19 protein-coding genes are annotated in these 16727 nt (G+C 31.2%); 10 read left to right on the forward strand and 9 right to left on the reverse strand.

The genetic code is table 11. The features are described 5' to 3' along the window. Nucleotides 1–98 precede the first annotated feature (98 nt). From dapF to AAFP94_RS13915, 5 genes are all read left to right on the forward strand, one after another. Nucleotides 99–878, forward strand: coding sequence for a diaminopimelate epimerase (dapF, locus tag AAFP94_RS13895; RefSeq protein ID WP_316663575.1), 780 nt, complete (start codon nt 99–101; stop codon nt 876–878). Continuing rightward, nucleotides 872–1396 (forward strand): GNAT family N-acetyltransferase, encoded by a 525-nt coding sequence (locus AAFP94_RS13900; RefSeq protein WP_316663572.1) that lies wholly within the window; start codon nt 872–874, stop codon nt 1394–1396. The genes dapF and AAFP94_RS13900 overlap by 7 nt, the downstream gene beginning before the upstream one ends. Then, nucleotides 1397–2440 carry an endolytic transglycosylase MltG gene (gene mltG / locus AAFP94_RS13905; protein ID WP_316663570.1) on the forward strand — a complete coding sequence of 348 codons (1044 nt, stop codon included), beginning with the start codon at nt 1397–1399 and terminating at the stop codon, nt 2438–2440. Next, entirely contained in the window at nt 2440–3354 is a 915-nt protein-coding gene (locus AAFP94_RS13910) for a DUF2279 domain-containing protein (protein ID WP_316663568.1), read from the forward strand. The genes mltG and AAFP94_RS13910 overlap by 1 nt, the downstream gene beginning before the upstream one ends. A 110-nt stretch (nt 3355–3464) precedes the next feature. Then, on the forward strand, nt 3465–4133 hold the full coding sequence (locus AAFP94_RS13915; RefSeq protein WP_316663565.1) for a peptidoglycan-binding protein LysM: 669 nt from the start codon (nt 3465–3467) through the stop codon (nt 4131–4133). Between the two features lie 14 nt (nt 4134–4147). Here the strand turns inward: AAFP94_RS13915 and AAFP94_RS13920 are convergent, their stop codons facing one another. From AAFP94_RS13920 to dnaA, 4 genes are all read right to left on the reverse strand, one after another. Then, on the reverse strand, nt 4148–4864 hold the full coding sequence (locus AAFP94_RS13920; protein ID WP_316663562.1) for an SAM-dependent methyltransferase: 717 nt from the start codon (nt 4862–4864) through the stop codon (nt 4148–4150). Nucleotides 4865–4866: 2 nt separating this feature from the next. Beyond that, nucleotides 4867–6267, reverse strand: a complete 1401-nt coding sequence (locus AAFP94_RS13925) for a PQQ-dependent sugar dehydrogenase (protein WP_316663559.1) — start codon at nt 6265–6267, stop codon at nt 4867–4869. Nucleotides 6268–6329: 62 nt separating this feature from the next. Continuing rightward, the gene (locus AAFP94_RS13930; protein ID WP_316663557.1) at nt 6330–6788 is read right to left on the reverse strand and encodes a low molecular weight protein-tyrosine-phosphatase; all 459 of its coding nucleotides are present in this window, start codon (nt 6786–6788) and stop codon (nt 6330–6332) included. Between the two features lie 12 nt (nt 6789–6800). Next, nucleotides 6801–8228 carry a chromosomal replication initiator protein DnaA gene (dnaA, locus tag AAFP94_RS13935; protein ID WP_316663554.1) on the reverse strand — a complete coding sequence of 476 codons (1428 nt, stop codon included), beginning with the start codon at nt 8226–8228 and terminating at the stop codon, nt 6801–6803. A 186-nt stretch (nt 8229–8414) separates the two neighbouring features. Here dnaA and AAFP94_RS13940 point away from each other — a divergent pair, with 186 nt between their 5' ends. Next, nucleotides 8415–8819 (forward strand): acyl-CoA thioesterase, encoded by a 405-nt coding sequence (locus AAFP94_RS13940; protein WP_316663609.1) that lies wholly within the window; start codon nt 8415–8417, stop codon nt 8817–8819. On the opposite strand, the gene AAFP94_RS13945 is transcribed toward AAFP94_RS13940, so the two are convergent. Together AAFP94_RS13945 and ribD are read right to left on the reverse strand one after the other, a co-directional pair. Next, on the reverse strand, nt 8814–9422 hold the full coding sequence (locus AAFP94_RS13945) for an IMPACT family protein (protein ID WP_316663552.1): 609 nt from the start codon (nt 9420–9422) through the stop codon (nt 8814–8816). The genes AAFP94_RS13940 and AAFP94_RS13945 overlap by 6 nt on opposite strands. A gap of 3 nt (nt 9423–9425) precedes the next feature. Beyond that, nucleotides 9426–10409 (reverse strand): bifunctional diaminohydroxyphosphoribosylaminopyrimidine deaminase/5-amino-6-(5-phosphoribosylamino)uracil reductase RibD, encoded by a 984-nt coding sequence (gene ribD, locus AAFP94_RS13950; protein ID WP_316663549.1) that lies wholly within the window; start codon nt 10407–10409, stop codon nt 9426–9428. A 27-nt stretch (nt 10410–10436) separates the two neighbouring features. Here ribD and AAFP94_RS13955 point away from each other — a divergent pair, with 27 nt between their 5' ends. The 4 genes from AAFP94_RS13955 (at nt 10437) to AAFP94_RS13970 (ending at nt 14577) form a co-directional block, all read left to right on the forward strand. Then, nucleotides 10437–10922, forward strand: coding sequence for a GNAT family N-acetyltransferase (locus tag AAFP94_RS13955; protein WP_316663547.1), 486 nt, complete (start codon nt 10437–10439; stop codon nt 10920–10922). Then, nucleotides 10919–11791, forward strand: a complete 873-nt coding sequence (gene prmC / locus AAFP94_RS13960) for a peptide chain release factor N(5)-glutamine methyltransferase (RefSeq protein WP_316663544.1) — start codon at nt 10919–10921, stop codon at nt 11789–11791. Before AAFP94_RS13955 ends, prmC begins: the two co-directional genes overlap by 4 nt. Then, nucleotides 11788–13782: an NAD-dependent DNA ligase LigA gene (ligA, locus tag AAFP94_RS13965; protein WP_316663542.1), complete on the forward strand. Its 1995-nt coding sequence runs from the start codon at nt 11788–11790 to the stop codon at nt 13780–13782. Before prmC ends, ligA begins: the two co-directional genes overlap by 4 nt. An 87-nt stretch (nt 13783–13869) precedes the next feature. Beyond that, nucleotides 13870–14577, forward strand: coding sequence for a hypothetical protein (locus AAFP94_RS13970; RefSeq protein ID WP_316663541.1), 708 nt, complete (start codon nt 13870–13872; stop codon nt 14575–14577). Here the strand turns inward: AAFP94_RS13970 and AAFP94_RS13975 are convergent. The 3 genes from AAFP94_RS13975 to AAFP94_RS13985 are packed head-to-tail and all read right to left on the reverse strand — an operon-like array spanning nt 14567 to nt 16692. Further along, nucleotides 14567–14983, reverse strand: coding sequence for a DoxX family membrane protein (locus tag AAFP94_RS13975; protein WP_316663539.1), 417 nt, complete (start codon nt 14981–14983; stop codon nt 14567–14569). The genes AAFP94_RS13970 and AAFP94_RS13975 overlap by 11 nt on opposite strands. A gap of 28 nt (nt 14984–15011) precedes the next feature. Next, a complete protein-coding gene (locus AAFP94_RS13980) occupies nt 15012–15929 on the reverse strand; it encodes a bifunctional metallophosphatase/5'-nucleotidase (protein ID WP_316663537.1) in 918 nt (305 codons plus the stop codon). A 4-nt stretch (nt 15930–15933) separates the two neighbouring features. Continuing rightward, nucleotides 15934–16692 (reverse strand): 5'-nucleotidase, encoded by a 759-nt coding sequence (locus AAFP94_RS13985; RefSeq protein WP_316663534.1) that lies wholly within the window; start codon nt 16690–16692, stop codon nt 15934–15936. Nucleotides 16693–16727 lie beyond the last annotated feature (35 nt).

A 16727-nucleotide genomic window follows, 5' to 3' on the forward strand; every position in this document is an offset into this window, starting at 1 on the left:
GAATTTTCATATTTACTTTAACGACTATTTAACATCAACTTTAACGATGATTTAACAACCCATAATCCAGTTTAATATTTATATATTTGTGCTTTGTTATGATGCATACTTTTTATAAATATCAAGGAACTGGAAATGACTTTGTGATTATTGATAATCGTCAAGATATTTTTGACAAAAACAATACCAAACTCATTAAACGATTATGTGACAGACGTTTTGGCATTGGAGCTGACGGCTTAATTTTGTTGGAAAATCATAATTCTGCCGATTTTAAGATGGTGTATTATAATGCTGATGGTAACGAAAGTACCATGTGTGGAAATGGTGGTCGCTGTATTGTTGCATTTGCAAAATATTTAGGGATTGTAAAAGCAGAAGCCACTTTTGAAGCTGTTGATGGTTTGCATAAAGCAATTATTGAAGATGGTTTGGTGAAGCTACAAATGCATAATGTTCAAGGTATTCAAATGAATGATGACTTTGTTTTTTTAGATACAGGATCTCCACATCATGTTCAATTTCAAGAAAACCTAAAGCATTTAGATATAAAAACTGAAGGATCAACAATTAGGTTTAGTAATTTGTATAAAAAAGAAGGTGTTAATGTTAATTTTGTCGAAGCAATAGACACTGACAATTATTCTGTTAGAACATATGAAAGAGGTGTTGAAGATGAAACACTATCCTGTGGTACTGGTGTTACGGCAGTAGCGATTGCGATGCATTATATTGGAGAAACAGAAAAGAATCTAATTACTTTACTTACACCTGGAGGCAGCTTAAAAGTGTCTTTTGATGAAAACAAAGGAGCTTATAACAATGTTTGGTTAATTGGTCCAGCAGAATTTGTTTATAAAGGTGAAGTTTCATGGTAACATTAAAAGGAAAACATATCTACTTAAGAGCTTTAGAACCTGAAGATTTGGATTTTATCTTTAAAATTGAGAATGATGAAGATTTCTGGGAATTAAGCTCAACACAAACTCCATATTCCAGATATGTGATTAAGCAGTATTTAGAAAATGCCCATAAAGATATTTATGAAGTCAAACAATTAAGATTAATGATTTCTAGTTATAAAGATGAACCATTGGGTTTAATAGATTTTTTTGACTTTGATTTTAAAAACAAAAGAGCAGGAATAGGAATTATAATCAAAAAATCTGAAGATAGAGGCAAAGGTTATGGAGCTGAAGCTTTAGAGTTATTGGTTAATTATGGTTTTAGTCGTTTAAACTTACATCAGGTGTACTGTAATATTGCTGAAAATAATGAAGCTAGTATCAAGCTTTTTAAGAGTCAAAATTTTGAAGAAGGGGGTTTGAAAAAAGATTGGAACTTTTCTAACAAATCATTTAAAAACGAATATTTATTTCAACGTATTAACAAGTAAATGTATATCAAAAAGATTATTGTTGCTATTGCACTACTAGGTTTAGTTGCCGCTGCTTATTTCGCCTATTTTGTTTACAGTACAATGTTTGTAGACAATACAGCCTTTACTAATGATGAAGCCTACATTTACATACGAACAAACTCCAATTATCACGATGTAAGAGAAATTCTTTTTCCGTTATTAAAAGATATGGATGCATTTGATGCTCTGGCAAATAGGAAGCAATATGTATCCAATATAAAAGCTGGACGATATGTCATTAAAAAAGGAATGAACAATAATGACATTATTAACTCCATTAGAAGTAATAATATTCCAATCCAGCTTTCTTTTAATAATCAGGAAACTTTAGAAGATTTAGCTGGACGTATCTCTAATCAATTAGAAGCCGATAGTGTCTCTATTCTTGCTTCAATGTTAGACTCTACATTTTTAGAAGCCAACAGTTTTAATAAAAAAACTGCTTTAGGTATGTTTATTCCAAATAGTTATGAATTTTTCTGGAATACTTCTGCTGAAAAATTTAGAGATCGTATGCTCACAGAATATCATAAATTCTGGAATGAAAATAGATTGCAAAAAGCTAAAAGCATTAATTTATCACCAAAAGAGGTGATTACTTTAGCTTCTATTGTACAAAAAGAAACTTCAAAAGCAGAAGAAAGACCACGAGTGGCAGGTGTTTACATCAACAGATTGAAAAGAGGTATGCCTTTACAAGCCGATCCAACGGTTATCTTTGCTATTAAAGAAAAAAGTGGAAATTTCAATCAGATTATTAAACGGGTTTTATTTAAAGATTTAGAACTCGATTCGCCTTACAATACTTACAAGTATGCTGGCCTTCCACCAGGTTTAATTACCATGCCGGACATTTCTGCTATAGATGCAGTTTTAAATTATGAAAAACATGACTATTACTATTTTGTTGTTGATATAAATCGTTTTGGATATCACAAATTTGCAAAGACCTTATCACAACATAATAGAAATAGACAGGAGTATGTGAATTGGATAAACAAGCAAGGAATAAAAAGATAATGCAATATCGTAAATACTGTATTTGTTTCTTTTTATTTATTTTTTTTTGTTTGAGTACGTTTTCACAATCAAAAATCAACAATTTTTTAAAACCAAGTGACACTTTAAATAAGCCTAGACGCAATGCTGTTGTTATTACCGAAGCCACTTTGGCTGGAATAACATTAATAGGTTTAAATGAACTTTGGTACAACGATTATCCAAGATCAAAATTTCATGTGCTTAATGATAACGAAGAATGGCTTCAGATAGATAAGTTTGGACATGTTTTCACGTCTTATCAATTGGGAAGATTTGGAGCAAATATTCTGAATTGGAGCGGTGTTGATAAAAAAGAACAACTTATTTATGGTGGCACTCTGGGTTTTGTATTTTTGACTACTATTGAAGTACTCGATGGGTTTTCTGAAGAATGGGGATTTTCATGGGGAGATATTGCTGCCAATGCAGTAGGTACAGGACTCTATATTTCTCAAGAATTATTGTGGGAAGAGCAAAGAATTGCCTTAAAATACTCATTTCATCAAACAAAATATGCTTCTATGAACCCAGAAAAACTAGGAGATTCCTTTTCAGAGCAGGTTTTAAAAGACTATAACGGGCAAACATACTGGTTAAGTGCCAATATTCATTCGTTTTTTAAAGAAGCAAAATTGCCAAAATGGCTTAATGTTGCCGTAGGCTATGGAGCTGAAGGTATGTTGTATGGAATTGAAAATTCTGATAATGAGCTAATTGAAGATAGCGATAGGGTTAGACAGTATTATTTAAGTCTAGATATCGACCTAACAAAGATCAAAACAAATTCGCACCTTCTGAGATCCATTTTAGATGTTTTAAACGTATTTAAAGTCCCATTTCCTACCATTGAATTTAATAAAAATAGGGTTGCATTTCATCTATTCTACTATTAAAAAGATCACTTAAACGAGTAATTTTGAAATAATTGAAAAAAATTATAATTTTGCCGGCTCAAATTTTCAAGCATATTTCTAGTAAAAATGCTGAAGAAATTTTAAAGATTATGATAAAAAATATTGCAAGTTTTTTTGCCCTATCGCTTACAATATATTATTCATTATTGTTTGTTTCGTTTTCTAAAGATGAATCGATTGATTTGAGCAAATACTCGACTAAAGGAATGATGTTAAATTATACGGTTTCTCAAGGTGAAGATTTAGCCGATAATTCCGTATCATTTATTGAGCCTAATACAGCCTATTCTCCTTATTTAAATAAATGCTTTATTGGTTTTAAAGAGGCTTTAGCCTTTAAGGAATCTGGAGGAGACTACTTTACTGTAAACACTTTTGGTTATTTAGGAAAATATCAGTTTGGAAAAGAAACATTAAAAATGATTGGCATTAATAATCCTAACTTATTTTTAAATAATCCAGAACTTCAAGAAAAAGCGTTTATAGCTAATTTGGAGCGTAATAAATGGATTTTAAGACGGGATATCAAACAATTTGTTGGTAAGCGTATCAATGGTGTTGTTGTTACCGAGTCTGGTATTTTGGCTGCTGCTCATTTAGCAGGAGCTGGTAGTGTAAAAAAATACTTAAGAAGTTATGGCGCTGTTGGTTTTACAGATGGTTATGGAACGAGCATACAATATTATATGAAAAAGTTTTCTGGTTACGATACATCTTTTGCTAAACCTAACAGATTTGCAAAAGCTACAACAATCTAAAAGCTAAGAAATATTTAATATTTATGAATTATAAATATTGTAGGTCTCTTATGTAGGTCTACAATATTTTTTTGCCATTCAATTGCTGTTCTTGTTTTTATAAATTCTGAAGATAGAGTAATGTCTGTAGCAACACATATTTTGGTGTTTTGATCCAAAATATTGCAAAGGTCTTCAAGCATTTTGTTATTTCTATATGGAGTTTCAATAAAAATTTGCGATTGATTATTATCAAAAGAAAGTCGCTCTAATCGTTTGAGTTCTTTCCTTTTATCTTGTATATCTATTGGTAAATAACCATTGAAAGCAAAATTTTGGCCATTCATGCCAGAAGCCATCATAGCCAAAAGGATAGAAGAAGGTCCAACTAGAGGAATAACTTTTATATCTTTTTGATGTGCAATGTTAACAATATCTGCTCCTGGATCAGCTATTCCTGGACAACCTGCTTCCGATAGTAAACCTACATCTTCACCATTAGCACATGGTTCTAAAAACTTTGGAAGATCTAAAACATCTGTAAATTTATTTAACTTAAATAAATTTAATGAAGATTGAGACTTTCTGGAATGTACTTTTTTTATAAATGCTCTTGCAGATTTTTCATTCTCTACAATGTAATAATCTATTCGCTCAATTATTTTTTTTACAGAAATAGGAAGCACTTCTAAAGGAGGATTATCGCCTAAACGTGTAGGAATTAGATATAGTTTGCCTAAATTATTACTCATAATTAATTTATAATAAGCTTTTTAACTTCTTTAAATCCTTTGCTATTCATAATTTCAATTAAATATACTCCTTGTGAAATAGAACTTACTGGCAAAGTAAATATTAGATTTGTAAAGTTAGTAATAGATTTTATAAGCTTACCTTGAATTGTATAGATACTTATTGATTCAATATTTGAAAAAGCATCTGATAAATTAAAATTCACTTCATCTTTAGCTGGATTTGGATACATCTTGATTCTTGGAAGTTGATGATTTTCAGTACTTAAACTGGCATCAATTATTTTGAACACATTGCCGGAATCAACGCCAGCTAAATAAAGTTCTCCATTGATATCTTCACCAAAGCAACTCCAACCATTTCCGCTGTATTGTTGAGTAAATGACATATTCCAACTCATGCCAGATTGTTCCAAAATACCAATTTCATCACTACAATAGTCTGCAAAAAAGTAAAGGCCGTTCAAACTAGTTTGAGAAATTCCTCTGTGCCTGTAACCTCCAGTAATCGAACACTTAAAAACACCACTTCCTGAATGACTATATTCTGCAATTGGGAAAGTCATAGTACCTGGGTCTGCGCATCCTGTTGTATTGTATGTTGAATTACCTTCATAGCATCTCCAACCATAATTGAGGCCTAATGAAGAAATTGAAGGAATTGCCATATTAACCTCTTCATAGTTCATTTGTCCTACATCAGCTATCCATAAGTCATAGGTTGTTCTATCAAATGAAAATTTCCAAGGGTTTCTCAGTCCAAAAGCCCAGATTTCATCCAGCGCAGAACCACTGCCAATAAAAGGATTATCATTTGGAACGGCATAGTTTTTACCAGGATCTGTATTATTTACATCTATCCTTAAAATCTTTCCTAATAATGTCGTTAAATCTTGACCATTATCTTGTGGATCACCACCTGAACCACCATCTCCACTAGAAATATAGAGATAGCCATCAGCACCAAACGCCATATCACCACCATTATGATTTCCAAAAGGCTGTGTTATGGTAAGTAATATTAGTTCAGAAGTTGGGTCAGCTGTATTGAGAGCACTTCTTGTAAACCTTGAAATTACTGTATTCTCACTATTATTAATATAGTTTACATAAAAATAACCGTTCGTAGTATAATTTGGGTGAAATGCAATGCCTAATAAACCTTGTTCTCCACCATTATTGGAAACTTTTGTGTCTATGTCTAAAAAGGGTGTTGCGTTTACGGTGCCATCAATATTTGCAATTCTGATATAACCAGCCCTTTCAGCTATAAATAGCCTGTCATCACCAGCATGTTTGATGTTTACAGGATTATTTAGACCGGTTGAAAACGGTTCAATTTGGATGTTTTGAGCATTTAATAGATATGAGACAAATAACAAAAGTAAGGTTACATTCTTCATGGCATGGAAATTCAGGAAGTTTCATTTTACAAATTACAAAAAAAGCATATAAATGAGATCGACTAATTTTTGGTTAATCTTTGTGCTAAAATGCCACAAGCCTCATCTAGCATTTTAAAAACACTTTCAAAACCAGATTCTCCACCATAATATGGGTCTTGCACACTATAATTTTGGTTAGGATAAATCTCGTTTAGTATATATTGAACCTTATCGATATCATTTTTATTTCTAGCCAGCGATATAACATTATTGTAATTAGACTCATCCATTACAAAAATATAGTGAAAGGTGTCAAAATCAGACTGCCTAAATTGTCGGCCTTTTAAATGCGAAATATTGATACCATACTTTTTAGCAACTGCAACAGATCTTTTATCTGGAGGATTTCCAATATGATAATTGGCTGTACCAGCCGAATCAACAAAAAAAGAATTTTCAGGGAGTTTTGACCTTAAGATACCTTCAGCTAATGGCGACCGACAAATATTGCCAAGACAAACCATAAGAATTTTAACCATTTTTGAATGAATTTAAACCGAAAGTTTTTTGTTTAAATCTTCAACATACTTTCTAAACTGTTTGTCTGTTGAAGATAGATTGTCAACAGTTTTACAAGCATGTAGTACTGTAGCGTGATCACGTTTTCCAATTTGTGAACCAATACTTGCCAATGAAGCTTTAGTATATTTCTTTGCAAAGAACATAGCCAATTGCCTGGCTTGAACAATATGTCTCTTTCTAGTTTTAGATTGTAGTGTATCTACATCCATTTGGAAATAATCTGAAACCACTTTTTGGATATAATCTATAGAGACTTCTCGTTTAGTGTTTTTTACAAATTTTTCAACGACTTGTTTAGCTAAATCTATGGTGATCTCCTTTTTATTAAAGGATGATTGAGCAATTAATGAAATAATAGCACCTTCAAGCTCTCTAACATTGGTTTTTATGTTTTTAGCAACATATTCAATGATTTCGTCTGGCATTTCAACGCCATCACGATATAATTTGTTCTTTAATATAGAAACTCTGGTTTCAAAGTCAGGACTTTGTAATTCTGCAGAAAGACCCCATTTAAATCGAGATAGTAAACGCTGTTCAATATCTTGCATGTCCACAGGAGCTTTATCACTAGTCAAAATAACTTGCTTACCATTTTGGTGCAAATGATTGAAAATATGGAAGAATACATCTTGTGTTCCAGATTTTCCAGAAAAAAATTGAACATCATCAATAATTAACACGTCAATAATTTGATAAAAATGAATAAAGTCGTTTCTATTATTCTTTTTTACAGACTCAATATATTGCTGTGTAAATTTTTCGGCTGAAATATATAATACTGTTTTGTCTGGGTATTTGTCTTTTATTTGAACACCTATAGCATGGGATAAATGCGTTTTTCCTAAACCAACTCCCCCAAATACTAATAAAGGATTAAAGGAGGTTCCTCCTGGTTTTGCAGAAACAGCTAAACCTGCACTTCTAGCCAATCTATTAGAATCACCTTCTAAAAAATTTTCAAAATTATAATTTGGATTGAGTTGAGACTCAATTTTTACATTTCTAATACCAGGAATAACAAAAGGGTTTCTTAATTCTGGACTCTTATTATTAAGAGGAATATCTATATCTTGCGATTTTACATGTGTTCTGTTAGAACTTGGAATCTTTTCTGTAAAAGGTTGCTTGTTGCCATATGTGTTCTCCATTTTAATGATGTACACCAATTTGGCATTTTCTCCTAACTCTTTTGTTAATGAAACCTTTAAGATTTTTACATAATGTTCTTCAAGCCATTCATAGAAGAATTTACTAGGAACCTGAATACTTAAAGCATTGTCTGAAAGTTTAACTGCAATTATTGGTTCAAACCAAGTTTTATAAGCTTGCGGTTGGATGTTATCTTTTATGAATTCAAGACAATTATTCCATACCGTTTGCGCAGTTACACTCATTATTAATACTTATGATTTATTAGTTAGTTTACTAAAAAGAGAAGCGGATTCTCTGTTGATTTTATAGCATGACAAATATGTGAACAAAATTCTAAAAAAAAAAATGATTTGCTATTGAATTTCTAGAATTTTTTTTGCATGTTTAAAACCATCCTACAAACTACAAAAAAATATCCAAATACATTTATGAAAATCGATGAAATACAAATAAGAGTGAGATATGGAGAAACTGATCAAATGGGAATTGTACATCATTCCAATTATGCATTATATCTGGAAATGGCTAGAATTGAATGGTTGCGTAAGCTTGGGATTTCATATAAAAAAATGGAAGAAGATGGACTCATTTTACCTGTAGTTTCTTTGACTTTAAATTTCAAAAAATCAGCCTATTATGATGATGTAATTAAGGTAAAAACTCAACTTAAAAAAATGCCTATGGCAACCATAGAATTTGAGTATGAAATTACAAACGAACAAGATGAAATTATTACAACCGCAAATACAGTTTTAGCATTTCTGGACACAAAATCTAAACGACCATTAAGAGCTCCAAAATTTATTTTAGATTGTTTAAAGGATAATTTATAATTTTTTTATTCCAACTTTAAATGAAGTTTCAAAAATTTCTATCACTTTTTCTGCTTCACTTTTTCTTATCGAGATAATAATTTCACAGTTTAACTCTAGTTTTTGGTTTACAATGTTTAGGTTTCGCTCTTTTATTATACGCATAACTGTATTCATTATTTCATATTCAAATGAAATTAAATACTGAACGTCTATCGTTTTCTCGATAATTCTGGATGTTTCCAATGCCATTTGTGCAGATGTTTTGTAAGCATTTATCAATCCACTTACACCTAATTTTATACCACCGAAGTATCTTACAACTACAATTAAAACGTTGGTAAGTTCAAAAGACTGTATTTGTTTGTAAATTGGCATTCCAGCAGAATTACTGGGTTCGCCATCATCATTTACTCTATAGGTAAAATTTTCGGTTCCTATTTGATAAGCGTAACACCAATGCCGAGCTTTATGATGATAGTTCTTTACTGTGGATAGAATTTCTTTTGTATCATCTTCTGTACTTATAGGAAAAGCATAACCAAAAAACTTACTATTCTTGTCTTTAAATAAAACTTCTTCAGAAGGTTTTATAATGGTTTTGAATGTATCTTTTTCAGTCAAGAGTTAGTTGTTAAAGTAGATTTTCAGAACATCCTTTTCTATATGTTTTTCAGAAATTAACTTTCCGGAAAAAAGAGGAGCTTTTATTCCTTCACCAAATTCAACATTTCCAGTGAATATTCTGGCTTCATCCCAAATATTAGAATTAATAAACAATTGTAATGTTTTGGCACCACCTTCAACAATTACTGAAATGATGTTGTTTTGATATAATTTTTTACAAATGGCTTCAGCATCGGATTCTTTAATTAGAAGTGTTCCAGCTTTATTATTAAAAACATTATAATCTTTTGAAAGCATCTCATTTTTATCAAGTACAACTCTTAAAGGATTTTGTCCTTTCCAATCTCTTGCAGTTAAGCTTGGATTATCTTGCAGAATTGTATTTACTCCAACCATTATGGCTTGCTCTTCAGTTCTCCATTTATGTGTTAATTGCCTTGAATATACATTACTTATCCAAACAGGCTCTTTTTTATCTTTTGTTAATGGAGCAATAAATCCATCTTGTGTTTGTGCCCATTTTAAAATAATATAAGGGCGTTTTTTATTATGAAATGTAAAAAATCTTTTATGATGTTCTTTGCATTGATCCTCTAATACCCCAACTGTAACTTGGCATCCAGATTTAATTAGCTTTTCAATGCCTTTACCAGCGACCTTATTATTAATGTCTTTGATGCCAATCACCACATTAGGAATTTGGTGCTTAATAATTAAATCACTACATGGTGGCGTTTTACCAAAATGACTACATGGTTCTAGAGTGACATATAATGTTGCGCCATTTAGTAGAGATTGATCCTTTACAGAAGCAATGGCATTTACTTCAGCATGATTTCCTCCGTAAGCACTTGTAAAACCTTCACCTATTATACAATCGTTGAGAACAATCACACATCCTACCATAGGATTTGGTCTGGTTGAACCAAGCCCATTTTTGGCAATTTCAATACAACGATTTATATATTTTTCATGTATATTCACAGAGACAAAACTACATAATTTTTTAGTGTGAAGAATTATATAATAAGACCAATAAAAAAAGAAGATAATCAAGACATTGAAAACATTATCAGAGCCATTTTCCCAGAATTTAGTTTGGCTATGGTTGGCACGGCATATGAAGACAGAGAAACACCACAGATGTTTGAATCATACCAAAAAAGTAATGAAGTATATTTAATTTTGGAAGTTGATGGTAAAGTAGTTGGTGGAGCTGGAATAAAGCATTTAAAAGATTCAGGTAATGATGTTTGTGAATTGCAGAAAATGTATTTTTCTCCTGAAGTTAGAGGAAAAGGTTTTGGCAAAATAATGATACAACATTGTTTGGATAAAGCAAAGGGATTAGGCTATAAGAAATGTTATTTAGAATCTGCTTCACAACTTAAGGCAGCAATTCATTTATATAATAAATTTGGTTTTAAGAACTTAAATGCACCAATGGGTAACACAGGACACTATTCTTGTGGTGTTTGGATGATTAAGGATTTATGATTTTAAAAGACTTTCAGCAAAAATTTCACAATCATTTAGATACTATTTATGGTGAAAAGGAGGTGGATAGTTTTTTCTATTTATTGACAAATTATTATTTGTCTTTAAATAGGTTATCGCTAGTGTTAGAACCCAAATATAAATTAGATAAAAAAACTCATCATAAATTCAATGAAGCTTTAACTAGATTAAAGCAACAGGAACCTATACAATATATAATTGGAGAAGCAGAGTTTTTCGGATTAAAATTTAAGGTTAATGAGCATACTTTAATTCCGCGTCCAGAAACAGAAGAGCTTGTAGAATGGACTATTAGCAGTGTCGCTTCTAGCGCAGTTGAGAAGTCTTTAAAAATATTGGATATAGGGACAGGAACAGGCTGCATAGTTATTTCGTTGGCTAAAAATTTACCAAATGCTAAAGTTTATGCTTTGGATGTTTCTAAAGAAGCTTTAAAAATAGCCAAAAAAAATGCAGAGTTGAATAATACAAATATTGAATTCATTGAAGCTGATATTTTGTCCATTTGTGATTCTGTACTAAATGTAGAATCAAAATTTGACATTATAGTATCTAATCCACCTTACGTTAGGTTTTCTGAAAAACAACACATGAAACCTAATGTTTTAGGCTATGAACCAGAATTGGCATTATACGTTTATGATGACAACCCTTTACAATTCTATAGAGCAATCACAGAATTTGCTGTTAATAATTTGAATAATAAAGGCAAGCTGTTTTTTGAAATTAATCAATATCTTGGAAACCAAATAAAACAACTTCTATCAGATTATGAATTTAGTGATATTGAGCTAAAAAAGGATATTTTTGGCAAGGATAGAATGGTAAAATGTGTTTTTAATAAATGAATCCAAAACAACAAATAGAACAACTTCGCGAAGAACTTCGACAACATAATTATAATTATTATGTTCTTGACAACGCAACTATAAGCGATTATGAGTTTGATGTTAAACTCAAACAACTTCAGGATTTAGAGGCTAAATATCCAGAATTTTATGATGCCAATTCGCCAACACAACGTGTTGGTGGACAAATAACCAAGAATTTTGAAACCGTTGTTCATGAAAACAGAATGTATTCTTTGGATAACTCCTATTCTAAAGAAGATTTGGAAGATTGGGAAAAACGCATCAAAAAAATGGTAGATGGGAAAATACAATATACTTGTGAGCTTAAATATGATGGAGCTTCTATGAGTTTGACCTATGAAAACGGAACATTATTAAGAGCAGTTACAAGAGGTGATGGTTTTCAAGGAGATGATGTTACAAACAATGTAAGAACCATTAAATCTGTTCCATTGCAATTAAAAGGGAACTATCCAGATAAGTTGGAGATACGTGGTGAAATTATTTTACCAATAGAAGGTTTCAACCAAATGAATGAGGAGCGTATAGAAATTGGAGAGGAGCCCTACAGAAATCCTAGAAATACAGCTTCTGGAAGCCTGAAATTACAAGATAGTACAGAAGTTGCTAAACGCCCTTTAGAATGTCTTTTGTATAGCATAAAAGGAAATAATCTTGGTATAAATACACAATTTGAAATTTTACAAAGAGCTAGGGAATGGGGTTTTAAAGTTCCTAATGAGGCCAAATTAGTGAATTCTATTGATGAGGTTTTGGACTATATCAATTATTGGGACAAACACAGACATAATCTACCTTATGAAATAGATGGTGTAGTAATTAAAGTTAATAGCTTGTATCAACAGGAAGAATTGGGCTATACTGCCAAAGCACCGCGCTGGGCAATGGCTTACAAGTTTAAAGCAGAGCAAGTTTCTACACGATTAAATAGTATAACCTATCAAGTTGGAAGAACAGGAGCAATTACACCTGTAGCTAACCTAGAACCTATAGAGTTGGGAGGAACTACTGTTAAAAGAGCTTCCTTACACAATGCAGATCAGATAGAAAAATTGGATATTAGAGTTGGAGATGAGGTTTTTGTTGAAAAAGGAGGTGAGATCATTCCAAAGATTATAGCTGTAGATTTAAGCAAAAGACCTCGAGATTCAGAACCTACAATATATATTACTAACTGCCCTGAATGTAGTACAGAATTAGTTAGAACAGAAGGCGAAGCACAACATTATTGCCCGAACTACAATGGTTGTAATCCTCAAATTATAGGTAGAATACAGCACTATATTTCTAGAAAAGCAATGGATATTGAAGGTTTAGGAGGAGAAACGGTTGCACTTTTGGTTAATGAAGGTTTAATAAGTAATTACTCTGATTTGTATGAATTATCCACAGAACAAGTAATTCCTCTAGAAAGAATGGCAGAAAAAAGCGCAGAAAACCTTATTAATGGTATTGAAGCATCTAAACAAATTCCTTTTGAGCGTGTGTTGTACGCATTAGGTATTAGATATGTAGGCGAAACTGTTGCTAAAAAATTAGCCAAACATTACAAGAATATTGATGCTTTAGCTGAAGCTACTCAAGATGACCTGATAAATGTGGATGAAATAGGAAGTAAAATAGCAGAAAGTGTTATAGAATTTTTTAGTTCAGAACAAAACAGATTTATTGTTGACAAATTAAAAAGTTTTGGTGTACAATTAGCAATTTCAGCAGAAAAATTAGCTAATCAAACAGAAATTTTAAAAGATTTAACCTTCGTAGTTTCTGGTGTGTTTGAAACAGTTTCGAGGGACGAACTTAAAAAACTAATTGAAGACAATGGTGGCAAAGTATCTTCTTCTATATCATCTAAAACAAGCTTTATTGTTGCAGGAGATAAAATGGGACCTAGTAAAAAACAAAAAGCAGAACAATTGAATATTACACTGCTTTCCGAAGCTGAATTCCTACAAAAAATTAAATAATTTAAACTTTTTATCGATAAAATGTATTTTTTTATCGTTTAATTGCAAAAAATTATTTATGTTTGCCTTGTACTGTTGAATTAAATTATGAGTAGGACAAAGTTATTAGTAGGATTTCTTATAGTATTATGTATACTATTTGTCATTTTTCAATTTAATGAGAACGACAAATTTTCATGTATAACCAGATCATTGATCATTCCTGCATTTACTGTATTGTATTTTCAAAGTGTAAAGCGTAAAACTTTTTATTTTTCAATGTTTTTGGTTTTATATTCTATTTCGGAGTTAACTTCGTTAATTAGTGAATATATTCCTTATGAAGTGGATTATTTTATGGGTAATGGACTTTACATAGCGGCCTATGTCTTCTTAATTTTAGAGGTCTTGAAATCTTTAAACTTTAACTATGTCTTGAATAACTATTCAATTCATTTAATTGTATTAGGAGCATTGAATATATACATAGTGTATGTCTTACTTAAAATTGTTTATCCTTTCGTAAGTTTTTCATTTGAGTTTTTAGTAGAGCTCATGTACAATATTGTAATGTTAATATTATTATCTGTTTCTTTATTGAATTATTTTTACAGAGACAATAGAAAATCATTACTAATGTTTGTTGGCTCTTTATGTCTTGTGTTTTCTGAAGTAATTCTGGTGGCTTATTTGTATATATCGGATAAAAACCTTTTAATTTTCTCGTCTTCTATTCTATCTATCTTGGCATTTTATTTTTTTTATATTCAAGCTTCGCTTAAAAATGAAAAAGTTAAGTCTTTAGCTAATCTTTAAGTTTAGCTCCAATAATTGGAATATTTTTTCGGTATAAGTACAGAATGACAGCTGAAAGAATAAAAGTAACTACCGCAGTAATAAAAAGGACACCATGATCATTATTAACTTCAATCCCTAATTGAGTAAGATGCATGAAAATCGCACCTCCAATAAGACCAAGTGTCAACATAGCTCCAGCCCAAACCGTTTTGGGTATTAAAAGTAGAATACCAGCTATAAGTTCTAAAATTCCAATACCTATTCTTCCGGTAGGCTCTAATCCTACAGTTTCAAAAATATAAACACTATCAGGATGCGCAGTAAATTTAAAGCGTAAGGTTTGAATTAAGATTAGGGCGACCATGATTCTTAATATAAAAGGAATATGCTTCATAATGTTACTTTTCTGTTTGTTTTGACGCATTTTTCAAGAATACTTACAAAAAAAAACATCACACAATTATTGAAGTACCATTGGCAGCTTTGTTTTTGTCAGAATCAAAATAGAAGTCTATTTTACCAAGATTAATTCCATAACACCCAACCTGATTAACAAGCATGTTTTTACCTTCAACATTCTTTACTACTGTTGGTTTTGGTAAAAATGTGTGTGTATGACCGCCAATTATCAAATCTATATTCTTGGTTTTTTTTGCTAACATCAAATCGCTTATTTTGGTAGATTCATCTCCGTAATAATAACCTAAATGAGATAAACATATAACCAGATCACATTGTTTTTCTTCTTTAAGTATTCTAGTCATTTCTTGAGTAGTTTCAAGAGGATCGAGATATTTAGTTTCTTTAAAAAGTCTTTCAAGAACAAGGCCATCTAATTCAATACCTAGACCAAAGACACCAACCTTAATACCTTCTAGATCAAATATTTTGTATGGCTTTACATGAGTATCCAAAATGGTGTTTTTGAAATCATAATTAGCTGATAAAAAATCGAATTTAGCATGTGGTAATTGTGCAAAAAGACCATCTATACCGTTATCAAAATCATGATTTCCTATAGTTGCGGCATCATATTTTAACATACTCATCAACTTAAACTCTAATTCGCCGCCATAATAATTAAAATAAGGAGTGCCTTGGAAAATATCACCAGCATCAAGTAATAACGTATTTGGATTTTCCTTTCTAATATTCTCTACTAAACTTGCTCTTCTGGCAACACCACCTTTATTTGCGTTTCTCCCATCTTCTGGTCCAAAAGGGTCTATATGACTATGTACATCGTTAGTATGAAGAATGGTTATTTTCTTTGTTTTTTCTGCTATTGAAAATGATGAAAGACCCAAAGCTCCTAGACCAATAGCCGAAGTTGCAACCGTTGTTTGCTGAATAAAATCTCTTCGTTTCATAAGTTTATTTTATTTGAATAAACCTATCGTCTATAACAGGTTTGATAGTATCTGTTTTTTTAAAGTAATCTATAAGAGCATTACGTATTTTATAATTTAAATCGTACAAACTATCATTGGGTTTAAAAAAAGACATGTTATCACCACCACTGTATAAATAATCGTTTGTTGCTACGTAGTAAGTGTTAGATGTATCTATTTCTTTTCCATTAATTAAAGCTTCAATTACATCAAAATCTTTGTCAATAGTTAATTTAAGTTTAGAAATTGGGTGTGCTCTTTTGGCTTTTGTTAAATAGTCTATCAAAGCATTTACGTTTATTCCTTTTAGCTCAACAACAACTATAGAGTTTTCAAAAGGCATAATTTCATAGGCTGTTCTAGTAGTTATGTTTCCTTTAGAAAGAATAGAACGAATACTTCCATGATTTAAAATGACCATGTCAATATCTTTTCCTGTTCTACTTTTAAAAACAGGGTTGGCTTGCTCATAAACGGCATCTGCCATAAAATTACCTATAGCCGTATTAAATTCACCATCCCTTTTGGAATACGTATGAACAGCATAAGACAAAACATTATCTAAATCACTTTCAACACGTTCCTTAAATGGTTTTACATAGGCATGAATTTCAGTATTAGAATCCAAAGTATCGGTAATTTCAATTTGCTTGCCTTCAATCTTAATTAAATTATAGTGTTCTTTCTTGCAAGAGAAAATAGTCAAAACAAAAAAGAATATAAAAAAGACATTAATTTTCATGTTAAAACGTAAATGATTTAGTAATCTTTTGAGGC

Origin of the sequence: Gilvirhabdus luticola (assembly GCF_040117515.1) — a bacterium.
Classification (GTDB): domain Bacteria; phylum Bacteroidota; class Bacteroidia; order Flavobacteriales; family Flavobacteriaceae; genus Gilvirhabdus; species Gilvirhabdus luticola.

What these genes read in the sequence shown, in the direction of transcription:
- AAFP94_RS13920 (WP_316663562.1), bottom strand. Translation starts at nt 4,864, where the DNA reads ATGAGTAATAATTTAGGCAAACTATATCTAATTCCTACACGTTTAGGC.
- ligA (WP_316663542.1), top strand. Translation starts at nt 11,788, where the DNA reads ATGAATCCAAAACAACAAATAGAACAACTTCGCGAAGAACTTCGACAA.
- AAFP94_RS13980 (WP_316663537.1), bottom strand. Translation starts at nt 15,929, where the DNA reads ATGAAACGAAGAGATTTTATTCAGCAAACAACGGTTGCAACTTCGGCT.
- dapF (WP_316663575.1), top strand. Translation starts at nt 99, where the DNA reads ATGATGCATACTTTTTATAAATATCAAGGAACTGGAAATGACTTTGTG.
- dnaA (WP_316663554.1), bottom strand. Translation starts at nt 8,228, where the DNA reads ATGAGTGTAACTGCGCAAACGGTATGGAATAATTGTCTTGAATTCATA.
- AAFP94_RS13985 (WP_316663534.1), bottom strand. Translation starts at nt 16,692, where the DNA reads ATGAAAATTAATGTCTTTTTTATATTCTTTTTTGTTTTGACTATTTTC.
- AAFP94_RS13925 (WP_316663559.1), bottom strand. Translation starts at nt 6,267, where the DNA reads ATGAAGAATGTAACCTTACTTTTGTTATTTGTCTCATATCTATTAAAT.
- AAFP94_RS13915 (WP_316663565.1), top strand. Translation starts at nt 3,465, where the DNA reads ATGATAAAAAATATTGCAAGTTTTTTTGCCCTATCGCTTACAATATAT.
- mltG (WP_316663570.1), top strand. Translation starts at nt 1,397, where the DNA reads ATGTATATCAAAAAGATTATTGTTGCTATTGCACTACTAGGTTTAGTT.
- AAFP94_RS13910 (WP_316663568.1), top strand. Translation starts at nt 2,440, where the DNA reads ATGCAATATCGTAAATACTGTATTTGTTTCTTTTTATTTATTTTTTTT.
- AAFP94_RS13940 (WP_316663609.1), top strand. Translation starts at nt 8,415, where the DNA reads ATGAAAATCGATGAAATACAAATAAGAGTGAGATATGGAGAAACTGAT.
- AAFP94_RS13975 (WP_316663539.1), bottom strand. Translation starts at nt 14,983, where the DNA reads ATGCGTCAAAACAAACAGAAAAGTAACATTATGAAGCATATTCCTTTT.
- prmC (WP_316663544.1), top strand. Translation starts at nt 10,919, where the DNA reads ATGATTTTAAAAGACTTTCAGCAAAAATTTCACAATCATTTAGATACT.
- AAFP94_RS13900 (WP_316663572.1), top strand. Translation starts at nt 872, where the DNA reads ATGGTAACATTAAAAGGAAAACATATCTACTTAAGAGCTTTAGAACCT.
- AAFP94_RS13930 (WP_316663557.1), bottom strand. Translation starts at nt 6,788, where the DNA reads ATGGTTAAAATTCTTATGGTTTGTCTTGGCAATATTTGTCGGTCGCCA.
- AAFP94_RS13970 (WP_316663541.1), top strand. Translation starts at nt 13,870, where the DNA reads ATGAGTAGGACAAAGTTATTAGTAGGATTTCTTATAGTATTATGTATA.